Raw genomic sequence first — 16,412 nt, 5'->3', positions numbered from 1 at the left:
AGCCGGAAAGCGAGGCGGAACCAAGGTGGCCCGAAATTGGGTGGGGACGACGCTTTCGCGCCGTCCCCGGGAGAAACTCAGTTGCCGCCGTTGGCGACGAGATCCAGATCCGTGCCGCCATCGGCGCGGGCCGAGAGCATCACGACATAAGCCGAGCCGTCGCGGCCACGCGTGCCGCCGAGAACATGTTGCCCGTCCTTCGCTTGATGCTCGGCCGAGAAACCGGCCTTGACCGCCCGGGTGTAGTACCAGTCGATCATGGTCTGCAGCGGCTGAGGTGTCGAGAAGCTTACTACCCGAAGTGCGCATTGCGCGTCCTGCGCCCCGGCCGCCTCGGTGACGCGGGCCTGGGGATGGAGCGGCATGCCGGCGGGCAGGCGCGCGGCCCAGCCCGCCGAATAGTTGAGCTTGGCAGCACAGCCGGCGGTGCGCTTGTCCTTCTGCTGCGCGGCGAGGCTGCCGAGCGTGATCGCCCGGTCCTGCACGTCGCATGCCTCGCACTTGCCGCTCGGCGCGGGCGCCTTGAGCAGCTCGCCCTCCTTGGGCATCGCGGCCTTGGCGGCGGCGACGGTCTCCGAGGGGACGGGCGCCGAATAGGGCTGGCTGGCGGGGCGGATCGCGTCCTTGTTGGCCTGGCCGGCGAGCTGGGGATCGACCATGATCTGGTCCTGCAGTGCGCCCATCAGCGCCGGATCGGCGGTGTTCGCGGTGATCTCATTGTCGAGCGCAGCGACACTCTGGTTGTCCGCGCCGCCGCCGCACGCGGCGAGGACGAGCGGCAACAGGACGATGGCACTGGCCCGGCGGATCATCGTGAAGCTCCCCATTCGCGTTGCGTGATGACAGGACAGAGTTAAGGAAGCGTTGGCCTAACCCTTGGCCTTCTCCGCCGTGATCCAGGCCTCGATCTGCGCGTCGAGCACGTCGAGCGGAACCGCGCCTTGCCCCAGCACGGCATCATGGAAGCCCTTGAGGTCGAACTTCGCCCCCAGCGCCTTCTCGGCGCGGGCGCGCAGCTCGCGGATCTTGATCTCCCCGAGCTTGTAGCCGAGCGCCTGGGCGGGCCAGCTGATGTAGCGATTGACCTCCGCGTCGATGTTCGCCGCGGACAGCGCGGTGTTGTCGAGCATGAACTTGACCGCCTGCTCCTTGGTCCAGCCCTTGGAGTGGATCCCGGTGTCGACCACGAGGCGGCAGGCGCGCCACATCTCGTAGGATAGGCGGCCCATCTGCTTCTCGGGCGTGTCGTACAGGCCCATCTCGATCCCGATCCGCTCGGAGTAGAGGCCCCAGCCTTCGGTGAAGGCGGTGAAGCTGGCGAGATGGCGGCGGAACTTGCTCGTCTCCATCTCCTGCTGGAGCGCGATCTGGTGGTGATGGCCGGGCACCGCCTCGTGCGCGGTCAGCGCGGGCAGCTCGTAGAGCGGGCGCTGATCGAGCTTCGAGGTGTTGACGAAATAATTGCCGGCGAGGCCGAGCTGCGGGTTACCCGGGCCGTAATAGGCGGTGGTGGTGCCCTCGGCGGTCTCGGCTGGGATGCGCTTGAGGCCATAGGGCAGGCGCGGCATCTTGTAGAAGAATCCCGGCATCAGGCCGTCGATCGTCTTGGCCTGGAAGGCGGCGGCCGCCATCAGTTCCTCGGCGGACTTGGCGTAATATTTGGGGTTGGTGCGCAGCTCCTGCACGAACGCTTCGCGGCTGGGGTAGCCGGCGTCCTTGGCGACCTTCGCCATCTCGGCGCGGATGCGCGCGACCTCGTCGAGGCCGATCCTGTGGATCTGATCGGCGGTATAGTCGGTGGTGGTGAGCTGGCGAATGCGGAAGGCGTAGTATTTCGCGCCGCCGGGCTGGGCCGAGACCCCGACCGCCTTGGCGCATTTGGGCTCGTAGGTCGTGCGGTAGAATTGCGCGGCCTTCGCATAGGCCGGGTTGATCGAGCCGGTGACGATCTTCTTCGCTCGTGCCTGCAGCGCGGCCCATTCGGCGTCGGTGGCGTCGGCCGGCTTGGGTCGGGCGAAGGGCGAATAGAAGCGCGACTTGACGGGATCTTCCTGGATCACCCCGGTGATCGTCTTCTCGAACCCGACCAGGCTGACGCAGGGCTGGACATAGCCGCCCTTCACCGCCTGCGCGGTGATGGCGATCAGCTCGTCATTGGTCTTGGGGAACTGCTCGAGGCGCGTCAGATAGTTGGCGTAGTCGGCCTTGCGGCGAAAGGCGGTGCGGTCGGCCTGCCCGGCGGCGCCCTGCCACGGGTTGGAGTAGCTGGTGAACAGCATCGTGCGCTGGCCGTAGCTGTTCGACTCGACGCTCTCGGCGAGCAGGCGCTTGAGAATCGCCTTGTCGGTGCGCTCGGCGGGGGAGAGGCCGGCATCGGGGATCGCGTCGAGGCGCTTCAGGAACGCGGCCTCGGCCGCGGCGCGGCGATCCTCGGCGGCGAGCGAGACGTCGCCGACCTCGGTCGCGTACTCGGTATTGCCGATCGACAGCGCGAAGCCCGGATTCTCCTTCTGCACCCACGCGAAATGCTCGTCGAGCAGCGCGCGCAGGTCGTCCGAAGGAGACGCGATCGCGGGCGTCGCGAGGATCAGCAGCGCGGCGGCGCAAGTTGACAAAGTTGACAAAGTTGACGGTTTTGAGGGGTTGTCACGCGAGGCTGTCAAACGGGGCTGCGAGCGGCGGCGGGGGAGGATCGTCATGGCGCGAGGCAAGCAGACCAACTCCAACATTGCAACCTTCCGCCGCGAATAGGAGCAGGTTACGGAACCGAAACGGGCGCGGCCGGTTGACCCTTGGCCGTCCCCGCGTCGCAGGTCGAGGGAGTGTAGCCGCGTGTCCGAAGCCCGATGACAGAGGCCGCCACTCCGCGCCGCACGCTCGGCAATCTCGACGTTTTCGCGCTGACCGTCGGCATCGTGGTCGGCGCCGGCATCTTTCGCACCCCGGCGCTGGTCGCGGGGGTGGCGCCCGACAGCGCGACGATGATCGCGGCGTGGGTCGCGGGCGGGCTGCTCTCGATCGTCGGCGCGCTCTGCTATGCCGAACTGGCGGCGGCGTGGCCGCACATGGGCGGGGACTATCATTTCCTCGGCCGGGCCTATGGCGAGCGGCTGGCGTTCCTCTATGCCTGGGCGCGGCTCGCGGTGATCCAGACCGGGTCGCTGGCGCTGCTGGCGTTCATCGTCGGCGACTATCTCCAGGTGATCGCGCCGCTCGGATCCGCTGGCCCGGCGATCTGGGCGGGAATCGCGGTGATCGCGGTGAGCGCGGTCAACTGGCTCGGCATCCGCTGGGGCGCGGCGATGCAGCGCTGGCTGACCCTGGTCGAGGTGGCGGGACTGGTGGCGATCATCGTCGCCGGGTTCATGGTCGCGCCGGCGGGCACCGCGCCCGCGCCGGCGAGCGGGGGCGGTGCGATCGGGCTGATGATGGTGTTCGTGCTGCTCGCTTATGGCGGGTGGAGCGAGGCGGTGTACGTCTCGGCCGAGATGAAGGACGCGCCGCGACGGATCGGCGCGATCATGAGCCTGGCGCTCGCGCTGGTCACCTTGCTCTATGTGCTGGTCAACCTCGCCGCGCTCAATTCGCTGGGCATGGGAGCGATGGCGGGATCGGACGCGGTGGCGGCCGAGGTGATGCGGCGCGCGCTGGGCGAGGGCGGCGCGGCGGCGATCAGCGCGGCGGTGGCCGTGGCCGCGCTGACCAGCGCCAACGCGACCGCGATCACCGGCGGACGCACCGCCTGCGCGCTCGGCCAGCGGTTCGGCGCGCTGCGCTGGCTCGGGCGCTGGGACATGCGACGCGACACGCCGGGCAACGCACTGGCGGCACAGGGCGCGATCGCGCTCGCGCTGGTGATCGCGGGCGGGTTCGCGCGCGACGGGTTTCGGTTGGCCGTGGAATATACCGCGCCGGTCTTCTGGCTGTTCCTGCTGCTCGTCGGCCTGGCACTATTCGTGCTGCGGCGGCGTTATCCGCAGGTGGAGCGGCCGTTCCGGGTGCCGCTGTATCCGGTCGTGCCCGCGCTGTTCTGCGCGACGACCGCGTATCTGCTGTGGTCGAGCCTGGCCTATACCGGCTGGGGCGCGCTCGCCGGGGTTGCCGTGCTGGGCGCGGGCGCCGTCCTGCTGCTGTTCCTGAAGCCTGAAGAGGAGATGTCGCCATGAAGCTGATCATCACCACTGCCGCGCTGGTGCTGGGGGGGAGCGTGCTGGTCGCGCCGCCCGCCTCGACACCCGTTGCGGTGCAGGAGAGCCGAACGCCCGACGTGATCTTCGTGCCGACCCCGCCCGAAGTGGTCGAGGCGATGCTCGACATGGCGCAGGTCAAGGACGGCGACGTGCTCTACGACCTGGGATCGGGCGACGGGCGCATCCCGATCGCCGCGGTCAAGCGGGCCAAGGTCAAGGCGACGGGGATCGACATCGATCCGCAGCGGATCAAGGAGGCCAATGCCAACGCCAGGGCGCAGGGCGTCGAGGGCAAGGTCACCTTCAAGCAGGCTGACCTGTTCACCAGCGATTTCAGCGACGCGAGCGTGATCACGCTGTACCTGCTCGACACGCTCAACGAGAAATTGCGGCCCAAGCTGCTGGCGGAGCTGAAGCCCGGCACCCGGATCGTCAGCCACGCCTTCCGCATGGGCGAGTGGGAGCCCGAGGCGGAGCGCGACGTCAACGGGCGAATGGTCTATTTCTGGCGCGTGCCGGCCAAGGGTGAGAAGCCGAAAGGCCTTTAGGGGAAGCGCGCGACCACGTTCGGCGACGGCATCGCGTTGGTGAAGCGGCGTGGTGCAGTGGACTGCCAGCGCTCGCCCGAGAAGGCCTGGTCGATCGTCTTCCAGGCGCCCACCTGCTCGAAGGCGGCGAGGCTGAACGGCAGGCCCTCGGCACCGAGCGGCGAGTTGGTGTCGGCAACGTGGAAGTGGAGGTGCGTGCCGCCGACCTGACCGGTGGCGCCGACTCGGCCGAGCAGCTGGCCGCGACGGACGCGGTCGCCGCGCTTGACCGCGAGGCCCTGTTTCAAATGCTCGTAGAACACGATCCGGCGCCCGCCCGATTCATTGGCGCCGATGTCGAGCGCGAGATAGTTGCCGGTGGCGTTCTCGGGCGCGACGCGCTCCTCGGGGTCGCGCTGGACGGGGTCGGCGAAATCGTCGCGCGCGGCGACGACGGTGCCGTCGGCGACGGCGATCACCTCCGCGCCGAAGCCGGGATCGGCGGCGTAGCGCGGTTCCTTGGGGTTCCGCTCGGCATGGAAGAAGTCGACCGCGAAGCGGCCGGGGACGCGCGGGACGCCGCCGGCGGCGTAGACGTAGCGGCGATGGCCGAACTCCATCGCCGGGGCGTAGATCGCGGACCAGGTCCCGCCGCGCAAGGGCGGACCGAAGGGCCGCGGCGCGGGAGCGACGGCGCGAGAGGCGCTCTCGACGGTGACCGGCGGGCGCTCCCCGACGGTATAGGTGAGGCGATGGCGGACCGCGGCGACGGGACGCGCGACGGGCATGTTGACGAAGACCAGCGCATGCGCGGCGGGGGCGAGGAGCGTGCGGTCGGCATCCTCCGCCATCCATTGGCCGCCGATCAGCGCGGTGAGCTGCGTCCCCTCGTAGCGGGCCAGCGGACGGCCCTCGCCATCGAGGATCTCGAGCGTCTGGAGGCGCATCGGCGAGCGGTGGAAGCTGGCGACGCGGATCTCATAGGCGATCTGCGTGCCGTCGGCGCGGACCAGCGTCGCGGGCGGGGCGAGGAGGGTGAGCTCCGCCGAGATCGGCATCTGCGCGCTCACGGGGGCAACGAGCGCAAGCGCGGCGAGCGGGGGGAAGCGGATCATGCGGCCTCGAGCAGGCGCTCGGCCTGGGCGCGTGCCTCGTCGGTGATCGTCGCGCCGGAGAGCATGCGTGCGATCTCCTCGCGCCGCGCGCCGTCGTCGAGCGCGCGCACGCCGGTGCGGGTGACGATGCCGTCATGGCTCTTGGCGATGAGCAGGTGATGCCCGCCGCGCGCCGCGACCTGCGGGCTGTGGGTGACGACGAGCAGTTGCGCGCCGGTCGCGAGACGCGCGAGGCGTTCGCCGATGGCGCTTGCGACGGCGCCGCCGACGCCGCGGTCGATCTCGTCGAAGATCAGCGTGCGGGCGCCGCCTTCCTCGGCGAGCGCGACCTTGAGCGCGAGGATGAAGCGCGAGAGCTCGCCGCCCGAGGCGATCTTGATCAGCGGGGCGAAGGGGGCGCCGGGATTGGTCGAAACCTCGAACTCGACCCGGTCGCGGCCCGAGGCGGACCATTGCTCGCGCGGCAGCGGCTCGACCATTGTGCGGAAACGGGCGGCGTCGAGCTTCAACGGCGCGAGCTCGGCGGCGACGGCGGCGTCGAGCCGGGCCGCGGCGGACGTGCGGGCGGTGGAGAGGGCTTCGGCGGCGGCGGTGTAGGCCGCCTCGGCTTCGGCCAGCGCGGCTTCGAGGCGGTGGATCGTGTCCTCGCCGCCCTCGATCCGGGCCAGGCGCGCGGCGAGGGTCTCGGTGAGCTCGGCGAGGTCGTCGGGCTGGACGCGGTGCTTGCGCGCGAGGCCGCGCAGCTCGAACAGGCGGGCTTCGTCAGCCTCGAGCGCTTGCGGGTCGAAGGCGAGCGCCTCGGCCGCCTCGTCGACCTTGTCCTGAGTCGCGCCGCCTTCGATCAGCGCGCGGTCGAGCGCGGCGAGGGCTTCGGTCAGCGCGGGATGATCCTCGGCGATACGCTCGAGGATGCGCGCCGCCTGGCGCAGGCGAGTGAGCGCGCCGTCGCTGCCGTCGAGCAGGTCGGCGATCGCCTGAAGCTCGCCGGCGATCTTCTCGCCGCGCTGCATCGCCGCGCGGCGCTCGGCGAGGTGTTCCTCCTCGCCCGACTCGGGGGCGAGCGCGGTGAGCTCGGCGACGGCATGTTCGAGCCATTCGCGGTCGCGCGCGGCGTTTTCCTGCTCGGCGCGGGCGGCGGCGAGTTCGTCCTCGGCCTGGCGGAAGGCGCGGTGCGCGGACGCGACCGCGCCGGTATCGAGCCGGCCGAAGCTGTCGAGCAGCGCGCGGTGGCCGCGCGGATTGAGCAGGCCGCGATCGTCGTGCTGGCCGTGGATCTCGACGAGCTGCTGGCCAAGCTCGCGCAGCAGGCCGGCGGAGGCGGGCTGGTCGTTGACGAAGGCGCGGCTGCCGCCATCGGCCTTGACGATGCGGCGGATGGTGAGCGGCTCGCTCGGGTCATAGTCGAGGCCGCTGTCGGCGAGCAGCGCGCCGATGAGCGCGGGGTCGGCGGGCTCGAAGGTGGCGGCGACCGCCGCCTGCGCGGCGCCCTGGCGGACGAGGCCGCTATCGGCGCGCATGCCGAGCGCGAGGCCGAGCGAATCGAGCAGGATCGACTTGCCCGCGCCGGTCTCGCCGGTGAGCACGCCGAGGCCCGCGTGAAAATCGAGGTCGAGCGCCTCGATCAGCACCACGTCGCGGATGTTGAGCGCGGTCAGCATCGGCCGCTGTTACCCCTTTTTGTTCCGCTGTGGGAGAGGGGTTGTCGCGTGTGCCGTACGGTCACGTACGGCACGTCCGGCAATCAGTTGGTCACGGGCGCCGGAGTCGGCGTCTCGTCGCGCTCGGGCTTCGCGGCGGGTTCGGTGGCGGCGGGGACGGGCACCGGCTCGCCATGCTTGCCGATCAGCTCATAGGCGCGCTCATACCATTGCGTGCCCGGATAGTTGGCGCCGAGCACGGCGGCCGCCTTCTTCGCCTCGTCCTTCACGCCGAGCGCGAGATAGCTCTCGGTCAGGCGCATCAGCGCCTCCGGGGCGTGCGTGGTCGTCTGGTAATTGTCGACGACCGCGCGGAAGCGGATGATCGAGGCGAGCCACTGGCCGCGCACCTGGTAATAGCGGCCGATCTCCATCTCCTTGCCCGCAAGGTGATCGCGGACGAGGTCGATCTTGAGCCGCGCATCGGCGGCGTAGCGGGTGTTGGGATAGCGGCGGTTCAATTCGCCCAGCGCGTCGAGCGCCTGCTGGGTGATCTTCTGGTCGCGCGTCACGTCGCTGATCTGCTCGTAATAGCTGAGCGCGATCAGATAATAGGCATAGGGCGCGTCGCGGTTGCCGGGGTGGACGGCGAGGAAGCGCTGCGCCGACTGGATCGACTGGGTGTAGTTGCGGTCGAGATAATAGGCGAAGGCGCCCATCAGCTGCGCGCGTCGCGCCCAGATCGAATAGGGATGCTGGCGCTCGACCTCATCGAACAGCGCTGCGGCGAGCTTGTACTCGCCGCGGTCGAGCCGGTCCTTGGCCGCGGTGTAGAGCGTGCCGACGTCGCGCGCGACATAGGGCAGGTCGGCGCGGGAGCCGCCGCCGCGGTTGCAGGCGGCGAGCGGGAGAGCGAGTGCCGCGACGAGAACCAGCGCGAGCGGACGGGTGGAAAGCATACGCATGGCGGGTTCTTAGCCGAGCGATGCGAACGGGCGAAATGTTTTTTGGCCAGGGTTGCGGCGAGACGGATCGGAGGCCAGCCATCACGCGTTGCCGCTGCGACCCTGACACCTCTATGGAGGACCAATGCCAGCAACGCTTCTTGCCACGCATCGGGTGGAGAAACCCTGGGGCCGGCACCGGCTGTGGCCGGGATTCGCCGATCCCGCGCCGGACGGCGAGCCGGTGGGCGAGATCTGGTTCCAGACGCCGGGCGACAGCGCCCCCGACCTGCTGATCAAGTATCTCTTCACCAGCGAGAAATTGTCGGTGCAGGTGCATCCCGACGACGACCAGGCGAGGGCTCGCGGATTGCCGCGCGGCAAGGACGAATGCTGGGTGATTCTCGACGCCGAGCCCGAATCGACGATCGCGCTCGGCACGCATGAACCGGTCGACGACGACACGCTGCTCCGGGCGGCGCGCGACGGGTCGATCGAGCAGCTGCTCGACTGGAAGCCGGTCAAGGCGGGGGATTTCATCTACGCGCCGTCGCGCACCATCCATGCGATCGGCGCCGGAATCACGCTGATCGAGGTGCAGCAGAACAGCGAGACGACCTATCGCCTCTATGATTATGGCCGCCCGCGCGAACTGCATCTCGAAGACGGCGTGGCCGTCGCCGACGCGCGTCCGTTCGTCGCCGCGCCGATGCCGGGCGAGGTCGAGCCGGGGCGGACGATCCTGGTCGAGGGGCCGAAATTCGTGCTCGAGCGCTGGCCCGGCGGCGAGCGGACGGCGATCCTGCCCGAGGGCGTCACCGGCTGGCTGGTGCCGGTGCGCGGCGAAGGCGTGGTCGACGGCGTGGCGTGGCAGGCGGGCCAGTGCGTGACCGTGACCGGCGAAGCGCAGGTCCACGCCGCGGTCGGAAGTGATGTCCTGTTCGCATATCCAGGGGACAAGCGCCTGGAAAAGCTGGCTCCGGGATGAACGGACGGTAGTTTGAAGTTCACGCAACCCCTGCCCGAGGCCAGCCGTTGAGGCGGCATCACAAGGCAGGAGAGTGATCATGCGTACACCGATCATTGCAGCGATGCTGGCATCGGTGGTTCTGACCCCGATTCCGGCGATGGCACAGCAGACGCCGCGCGAAAGCCGCGAGGAGTATCGCGACGAGGTTCGCGACGCCCGGCGCGACTATCGCCGCGACGTCCGCAACGCCGACAGCGCGCGCGACGTGCGCAAGGCGCAGCGCGAATATCGCCGCGAGGTCCGCGACGCGCGCCGCGATTATCGCGACGACCGCCGCGACTGGCGCAGCTACCGCAACTATGACTGGAACCGGTTGCCGCGCGGCCAGCGTTATTATTACGCGGACGAATATTATCGCGATGGCCGCTACTATCGGGAGCGCCGCCTGACTCGTGCCGACCGCATCTATCGCGGCCGCAACGGGCGTTACTATTGCCGCCCCAGCGACGGCACCACCGGCTTGATCGTGGGCGGCGTCGCCGGCGGCCTGCTCGGCAATGCGCTGACCAACGGCCGTTCGAGCGTGCTCGGCACCTTGCTGGGTGCGGCGGGCGGCGCGGCGCTGGGTGCGTCGATCGACCGCGGCAACGTGCGCTGCCGCTAAGCGCCGATGCGAGGGCGGGGTCCGGTTCGCCGGGCCCCGTTTGCGTCAGATGAGGCCCCCGGTCAGCATCAGGCGTAGCCCGCTGATCAGCAGCACCACGATATTGAGATTGCGTCCCGACGTCCCGCTGGACAGCAGGCCGAGCACCAACCCAACCACAGCAATGGGGAAGGCAACCCAGTTGACGAGCGGCAGCAGCGGAATCGGAAGAACACCGATGAGCGCTATCACCAAGGCGACGATGCCGGTGAGGATCGAAAGCAGGTTCAGCATGGCAGGAAGATGGGACCTCCGGAACGATCTGACAAGGTGTATTATCAATATAAGGCACATGCCGCGTCAACGAAGCTGAACGAACGTTTCGCGGCTGCGACACTCGGCGACACAAAAGCCCGATTTGCGTGAAACTGGTGCGACAGACCGTCCCGATAACGGCATTCGACCGCAGAGCCGGTCCGGTTTTAGTGAGGAGAGTAGAGATGAAGAAGATCGCCATTCTGATCGCCGGCCTCGGCGTCGCCGCGGCCACCATTCCCGCCGCGAGCGCCCAGCAGGGCTGGTGGGGAATCAACCAGCGCCAGGCGCAGCTCGACCGTCGTATCGACCAGGGCGTGCGCACCGGCCAGCTCAACCGTCGCGAGGCAGCGCGGCTGCGCGCCGAGTTCCGCGGGATCGCGCAGCTCGAATATCGCTACCGCCGCTCGGCCCCCGGCCTGACGCGCTGGGAGCGCAACGATCTCGACCGCCGCTTCGACATGCTGGCGCGCAAGATCCGCTGGGAGCGCCACGACTGGCAGCATCGCCGCTAAGCGGACGACTTAAGACGAATGACGGCCTCCGCCCCCGGGCGGGGGCCGTTTCGCGTCAGCGCAGCGGCTGGCCGCTGTCCTTCCACTTGTCGAGGACCTGCGAGTCGGGCGTCGCCGCATATTGCGGGAGGACGTCGCCGCTCCGGACATATTCGCGCTGGACCGCGGCGGTCTCGGTGCGCGGCTTCGCGGCCGGGCCGGCCGCAGGCGGCATCGGCACCGTCGCGGCGTTAGCAGCCGCGGCGATCTCCGCGGCGGTCACGGCGCGCGGATGAGGTCCCGGATAAGGCTCGCCGCCGCGATAGGCCTGGCTGAAGGCGGCGCCGGTGCCCCACCAGCCCTTCCAGCGGTGGAAGAAATGCGCGCCGAACACGCCGGTCATCACCAGCGATTTGTTCCACGACGGGGTCACGGCGTAGGTATGGTAGTGCGTCGCCATGCCGACCGGCGCGAACACCTCGCCCGCCAGCGCCGAGGCGGCGACCCGCGCGGCGCGCTGCCGCGCGGCGCGCGCGGGGCGGCGGGCCATCGACCCGTCGCAGGCATAGCTGAACTGGCAGCCGGCCTTTTCCGAGCCCTGGTAGATCACCCCGCATACGGTGGCGGGGAAGGTCGGATGGCGGACGCGGTTGAGGATCACCTGCGCGACGGCACGCTGGCCGTCATCGGGCTCGTTCGCCGCCTCGTAATAGATTGCGGTGGTGAGGCATTCGAGCGCGCGCGCCTTGTCCTGCGGAGTGCCGCGCAGCTGGAACGGCGCGGCAGGGCGCAGCGTGGGATCGAGCAGGGCGTTTTCGGGCGCCGGGCTGTCGGGCAGCGCGACGGTGCCGGTGACCCCGGCGGCGGGCGCGGCGGTTTCGTCGGCGGCGAGGTGATAGTAAGCGGCGCCCGGAAAATGATCGTCGGCTTCGTAGCCGGTTGGCGCCGGGCCGGCGACGCGGGCACGGCCTTCGCCGGCGCTCAGCGCGGTGAGCCCGGCCTGTGCGGACACGCCCGCGCCGACCAGCGACACCAGAAGCGCCGCCGCGATGCCCCGAAGCTGTAGTCGCGTGAATCGCCGCAGCACGCCCGTGTCCCGTGGGAGGCAATGGCCTCGTCAGGCGGCGGGCATAGCGCGGAAGGGGTGAATTTTCTGCCCCGGATTTTGCGGCGTCCCAGGGTGAAACGATTGATGGTTAACGTAATTTTCTGCCGATCCCGTCATCCCGGGCTTGACCCGGGATCTCGCTTCTTTTGCGCCCGGGCGGACAAGCGGGACCCCGGCTCGAGGCCGGGGTGACGAGGAAGGGAAGTGCCGCAAATGCTCCGCCTACTTCAGCGCCGCGCTGTCGAGGTTGAGCGATGTCGCCGGGATCACCTCGAGGTTCGGATGCGTCTTGCGCAGTTCGTCGACGAACTGCTTGGCGTCGCCGACGACGACGATGCTGGCGTTCCCGGGATCGAGCACCTTCTTCGCCGCGGCCTGGACGGCGGCGGGATCGACGCCCTGGATCGCGGGGATGTAGGTCGAAAGCGTATCGAGCGGGACGCCGTCGGCGACATAATCGACAAGCGCGCCAGCGATGCCGTCGGTCCGCTCGATGCGGCGGCCGAAGCTGCCGACCAGCACGGCCTTGCGCGAATCGAGCTCGGCGGCGGGGACGGGAGCTTCGCCGAGCTTCTTCATCTCGGCGGCGATCAGCGAGACCACTTCCGGCGCCGAGGGGTTCTTGGTCTGGGTGGAAGCGGTGACGATGCCGGGCGCGCGGCGCGCATCGACGCTGCTGCCCGCGCCATAGGCAAGGCCGCGCTTGATGCGGATCTCACGATTGAGGCGCGAGGTGAAGCCGACGCCGAGCGTGGCGTTGGCGACCTGCGCAGCGTAGAAATCCTTGTCGGCGCGGGCGATGCCGGGACGGGCGATGACCACGCCGGCCTGGCCCGCGCCGGGCAGGTCGACCACGATTACGCGAGGTTTGACGGGGCCGTGCAAAGTAGTTGCGGTAACGCGGGTCTCCGCCTTCCAGTCGCCGAACAACCTCTGCACCTGAGCAACCGCATCCTTCCGCGCGATATCGCCGACGATCACTAGCGCGGCCTGATCGGGCTGCCACGCGTCGCCATAAGCATTGACGATGTCGGTGCGGCTGACCTTCGGCAACGAGCCAGGCGTGCCCGACAGCAGGTTGCCATAAGGCGCGGTGCCGAACACGACCCGGTTCGCGACGATGCCTGAAAGCGCTCCGGGGTCCTTGAGCTGGACGGTGACGCCGTCGATCGACTGTTTGCGCGCGCGGTCGATCTCGGCCTGCGCGAAGGCGGGGTTGCGCGCGACGTCGGCGAGGATAGCGAGCGCGGGATCGACCTGGTCGGCCTTGACCGTGACGGTGGCGAAGGCGGCGTCCCAGTCGGCGCCCGCCCCGATCGAGCCGCCGAGCGACTCCACCTGCTGCGCGATCTGCTCGGCCGAGCGGGTGGCGGTGCCCTTGGTCAGCAGATCGGCGGCGAGCGAGGCGGTGCCGGCCTTGCCTTCAGGGTCACGCGCGCCGCCCGCCGGGGCGACGACCGTGGCGGTGACGATCGGCAGGTCGCGCTTCTCGACCACGATCACGCGCAGGCCGTTGGCGAGCTTCGTTTCGGTGGCCTTCGGGATGACAGGCGAGACCGCCGGGCCGGGCGCGGGGACGGCGAGGCGCTGGCCTTCGGGCGCCTGGGTGTGGGTCACGATGTCCGTGGGCGCGACGAGTGGCGCGACCTTGACCGTTGGGGCGACCGCGATGGTGTCGCCCTTGGAGCCCTTGGCCACGGCGTCGGGGAGATAGATCAGCGCGGCGGACTGGTTGTCGCCTAGATATTTGCGCGCGACCCGCTGGACGTCGGCCGCGGTGACTCGGGCGATCGCGGCGAGCTGCTCATCCGCCGCCCTGGGATCGCGGCTGACGATGATCGAGGCGGCGAGGGTCGAGGCCTTGCCCTCGGCAGTCTCGCGGCTCTTGAGCGAGGCGGTCAGAATTTCGTTCTTGGCCTCGGCCAGCTCGGCCTCGCTGACCGGCTTGTCGCGCAGGTCGGCGATTTCGCGGCGCATCGCCTTCTCGCCCTCCTCGGCCGATTTGCCTCCGGCGAGGATCGCGTACATCGCGTAGGCGCCGGTCTGCTGGCGCGTGTCGAGGAAGGTGTCGGCCTGCGCGACGAGCTGGTCGCGATAGACGAGGTTGCGGTAGAGCCGCGAATTCTCGCCGCCCGAGAGGATGCCGTCGAGCACCGCGAGCGCGGGTGTGTCGGGATCATTGTCGGGCGGAAGCTGGTAGCTCAGCAGCACCGCGGGAAGCGGGGTGTTGGCCTCATAAACCGTCTGGCGCGTGGGCGTCGTGCGCGGCGGCTCGGCGGTAGTGACGCGCGGGATCGGGCGGTTGGGCTTGGGGATCCCGGCGAAATATTTGTCTACCCATTTGTCCAGCTGTGCCGGATCGAAATTGCCGGCCACGACCAGCACGGCATTGTCGGGCCGGTAATAAGTCGCGTGGAAGGCGCGGATGTCGTCGATCGTCGCGGCGTCGAGATCCTCGATGCTGCCGATGCCGGGGCGGGCATAGGGGTGCACGCCGTAGGAGATGTTGGGGAAATAGACATAGAAGAGCTTGCCATAGGGCTGGGCGAGCACGCGGCTGCGCAGCTCCTCCTTCACCACGTCGCGTTCGGAGGCGAAGACTTTGGCGTCGACCACGAGGCTCGCCATGCGATCCGCCTCGGCGAACAGCAGGCGCTCGAGATGATTGGCGGGAACCACCTCATAGTAATTGGTGTAGTCGGAGTTGGTCGAGGCGTTGTTGTAGCCGCCGACATCCTCGGTCAGCCGGTCCATCTGCTCGTCGACCAGGTTGCGCGTGCCCTTGAACATCAGATGCTCGAACATGTGCGCGAAGCCCGACTTGCCCGCGGGATCGTCCTTGCTGCCGACGTCGTACCAGACCTGGACCGAGACCGTGGCGGTCGAGGTGTCGCGGATGGCGTAGACCTTGAGGCCGTTGGGCAAGGTGCGCTCGGTATAGGCGAGCGGGGCGACCGCGATCTCCTTTGCCGGGGCTGGCGCGGCGTCCTGCGCCTGCGCGGCGAAGGGGAGCAGGGCGGCGCTCAGATACAGCGCGGTGCGGGTCAGGCGCATTCGAGTCTCCGGTCGGGAGGAAGAGGGTCAGCGCTTGTTGCGCGAACGGGCGGCGTAGATGACGGCGGCGGCGAGCGCGGCGGAACCGATGCCGAGCCCGATCTTGGCGAGCGGCCACTTCTTGCCCTCGCCGGGCTTGGGCGTGCCCTCGGCGCGTTCGGCGGTCTCGCGCGCGATCCGGGCGGCTTCGGTGATTTCGTTGGCGATTTCGTCGGTTTCAGGCTTGTCGGTCACTGGATACTCCTCTGTTTCACAGGAGTAAGACTCCCAGGCCAGCGGTGCAATCAGCCTTTGCCATAATAGGTCGCGAGGAAATCACGGGCGAAGGCGGTGAGGCGCCCTTCGGCGATCGCGGCGCGCAGGTCCGCCATCAGTGCCTGGTAGAACCAGAGATTGTGCTCGGTCATCAGCATCGCGCCGAGGATCTCGCCCGCGCGCACGAGGTGGTGGACATAGGCGCGGGTGAAGGTGGCGCAGGTCGGACAGGCGCAGGCCGGGTCGAGCGGGCCCTGGTCCTCGGCGAACTTCGCGTTGCGGATGTTGATCGGGCCGGCGCGGGTGAAGGCTTGGCCGGTGCGGCCCGAGCGGGTGGGCAGGACGCAGTCGAACATGTCGATCCCGCGCTCGACCGCGCCGACGATGTCGTCGGGCTTGCCGACGCCCATCAGATAGCGCGGCTTGGCCGGATCGAGCTGGCCCGGCGCATAGTCGAGCACGCCGAACATCGCCTCCTGCCCCTCGCCGACCGCGAGGCCGCCGACCGCATAGCCGTCGAAGCCGATGTCGAGCAGCGCGTCGGCGCTGGCCTTGCGCAGGCCCTCGTCGAGCGCGCCCTGCTGGATGCCGAACAGCGCGTTGCGCTCCGCATGCTCGCCGCCGGCGTCGAAACCGTTGCGGCTGCGCTTCGCCCAGCGCATCGAGCGCTCCATCGCCGCGGTCTGCACCTCGCGGGTCGAGGTGGTGGGCACGAGCTCGTCGAACGCCATGACGATGTTCGAGCCGAGCAGGCGCTGGATCTCCATCGATCGCTCGGGGCTGAGCATGTGGCGCGAGCCGTCGAGGTGCGACTTGAAGACGATCCCTTCCTCGCTGCGCTTGGTCAGCTCGGACAGGCTCATCACCTGGTAGCCGCCCGAATCGGTCAGGATCGGGCGGTCCCAGCCCATGAAGCCGTGCAGCCCGCCGAGGCGGTGGACTCGCTCGGCTGTGGGGCGGAGCATCAGATGATAGGTGTTGCCGAGCAGGATGTCGGCACCCGAGGCGCGCACGTCCTGGGGCTTCATCGCCTTGACGGTGGCGGCGGTGCCGACCGGCATGAAGGCGGGGGTGCGAATCTCGCCGCGCTGCATGGCGATCGTGCCGGTGCGGGCCTTGCCGTCGGTGGCGTGGATGGTGAATTCGAAACGCGGAGGCAT

15 protein-coding genes are annotated in these 16,412 nt (G+C 69.2%); 5 read left to right on the top strand and 10 right to left on the bottom strand.

Going from position 1 to position 16,412, the window contains the following annotated elements:
* Positions 1–77 precede the first annotated feature (77 nt).
* Together ACO227_RS00425 and ACO227_RS00420 are read right to left on the bottom strand one after the other, a co-directional pair.
* The gene (locus ACO227_RS00425) at positions 78–812 is read right to left on the bottom strand and encodes a hypothetical protein (RefSeq protein WP_423604373.1); all 735 of its coding nucleotides are present in this window, start codon (positions 810–812) and stop codon (positions 78–80) included.
* 57 nt (positions 813–869) lie between these two features.
* Positions 870–2,615 (bottom strand): DUF885 domain-containing protein, encoded by a 1,746-nt coding sequence (locus ACO227_RS00420; protein WP_423604372.1) that lies wholly within the window; start codon positions 2,613–2,615, stop codon positions 870–872.
* Between the two features lie 231 nt (positions 2,616–2,846).
* On the opposite strand from ACO227_RS00420, the gene ACO227_RS00415 reads away from it, so the two are divergent.
* A complete protein-coding gene (locus ACO227_RS00415; protein ID WP_423604371.1) occupies positions 2,847–4,166 on the top strand; it encodes an APC family permease in 1,320 nt (439 codons plus the stop codon).
* Positions 4,163–4,738, top strand: a complete 576-nt coding sequence (locus ACO227_RS00410) for a class I SAM-dependent methyltransferase (protein WP_423604370.1) — start codon at positions 4,163–4,165, stop codon at positions 4,736–4,738. The genes ACO227_RS00415 and ACO227_RS00410 overlap by 4 nt, the downstream gene beginning before the upstream one ends.
* Here the strand turns inward: ACO227_RS00410 and ACO227_RS00405 are convergent.
* The 3 genes from ACO227_RS00405 to ACO227_RS00395 all read right to left on the bottom strand — a co-directional run bounded on the left by ACO227_RS00405 (position 4,735) and on the right by ACO227_RS00395 (position 8,434).
* The gene (locus ACO227_RS00405) at positions 4,735–5,832 is read right to left on the bottom strand and encodes a M23 family metallopeptidase (RefSeq protein ID WP_423604369.1); all 1,098 of its coding nucleotides are present in this window, start codon (positions 5,830–5,832) and stop codon (positions 4,735–4,737) included. The two genes, ACO227_RS00410 and ACO227_RS00405, sit on opposite strands and share 4 nt — an antisense overlap.
* Positions 5,829–7,490 (bottom strand): DNA repair protein RecN, encoded by a 1,662-nt coding sequence (gene recN, locus ACO227_RS00400; protein WP_423604368.1) that lies wholly within the window; start codon positions 7,488–7,490, stop codon positions 5,829–5,831. The genes ACO227_RS00405 and recN overlap by 4 nt, the downstream gene beginning before the upstream one ends.
* A gap of 83 nt (positions 7,491–7,573) precedes the next feature.
* Complete coding sequence (locus ACO227_RS00395) at positions 7,574–8,434, bottom strand: outer membrane protein assembly factor BamD (RefSeq protein ID WP_423604367.1); 861 nt, start codon at positions 8,432–8,434, stop codon at positions 7,574–7,576.
* A gap of 124 nt (positions 8,435–8,558) precedes the next feature.
* On the opposite strand from ACO227_RS00395, the gene ACO227_RS00390 reads away from it, so the two are divergent.
* Together ACO227_RS00390 and ACO227_RS00385 are read left to right on the top strand one after the other, a co-directional pair.
* Positions 8,559–9,401 (top strand): class I mannose-6-phosphate isomerase, encoded by an 843-nt coding sequence (locus ACO227_RS00390; RefSeq protein WP_423604366.1) that lies wholly within the window; start codon positions 8,559–8,561, stop codon positions 9,399–9,401.
* 79 nt (positions 9,402–9,480) lie between these two features.
* On the top strand, positions 9,481–10,047 hold the full coding sequence (locus ACO227_RS00385; protein WP_423604365.1) for a glycine zipper 2TM domain-containing protein: 567 nt from the start codon (positions 9,481–9,483) through the stop codon (positions 10,045–10,047).
* A 45-nt stretch (positions 10,048–10,092) separates the two neighbouring features.
* Here ACO227_RS00385 and ACO227_RS00380 read toward each other — a convergent pair whose 3' ends face one another.
* Positions 10,093–10,320 (bottom strand): hypothetical protein, encoded by a 228-nt coding sequence (locus ACO227_RS00380; RefSeq protein ID WP_423604364.1) that lies wholly within the window; start codon positions 10,318–10,320, stop codon positions 10,093–10,095.
* A 206-nt stretch (positions 10,321–10,526) separates the two neighbouring features.
* On the opposite strand from ACO227_RS00380, the gene ACO227_RS00375 reads away from it, so the two are divergent.
* Entirely contained in the window at positions 10,527–10,856 is a 330-nt protein-coding gene (locus ACO227_RS00375; protein WP_423604363.1) for a hypothetical protein, read from the top strand.
* A gap of 55 nt (positions 10,857–10,911) precedes the next feature.
* Here ACO227_RS00375 and ACO227_RS00370 read toward each other — a convergent pair whose 3' ends face one another.
* The 4 genes from ACO227_RS00370 to tgt all read right to left on the bottom strand — a co-directional run bounded on the left by ACO227_RS00370 (position 10,912) and on the right by tgt (position 16,412).
* Positions 10,912–11,922, bottom strand: a complete 1,011-nt coding sequence (locus tag ACO227_RS00370) for a cell wall hydrolase (RefSeq protein ID WP_423604361.1) — start codon at positions 11,920–11,922, stop codon at positions 10,912–10,914.
* A gap of 243 nt (positions 11,923–12,165) precedes the next feature.
* Positions 12,166–14,997: a M16 family metallopeptidase gene (locus ACO227_RS00365; protein WP_423604359.1), complete on the bottom strand. Its 2,832-nt coding sequence runs from the start codon at positions 14,995–14,997 to the stop codon at positions 12,166–12,168.
* A gap of 27 nt (positions 14,998–15,024) precedes the next feature.
* Positions 15,025–15,231, bottom strand: coding sequence for a hypothetical protein (locus ACO227_RS00360; RefSeq protein ID WP_423604357.1), 207 nt, complete (start codon positions 15,229–15,231; stop codon positions 15,025–15,027).
* 50 nt (positions 15,232–15,281) lie between these two features.
* Entirely contained in the window at positions 15,282–16,412 is a 1,131-nt protein-coding gene (gene tgt / locus ACO227_RS00355; RefSeq protein ID WP_423604355.1) for a tRNA guanosine(34) transglycosylase Tgt, read from the bottom strand.

The sequence above is a fragment of the Sphingomonas sp. MS122 genome (assembly GCF_049532975.1).
GTDB lineage: Bacteria > Pseudomonadota > Alphaproteobacteria > Sphingomonadales > Sphingomonadaceae > Sphingomonas.
This window is presented reverse-complemented; position numbering and strand designations above follow the sequence as displayed.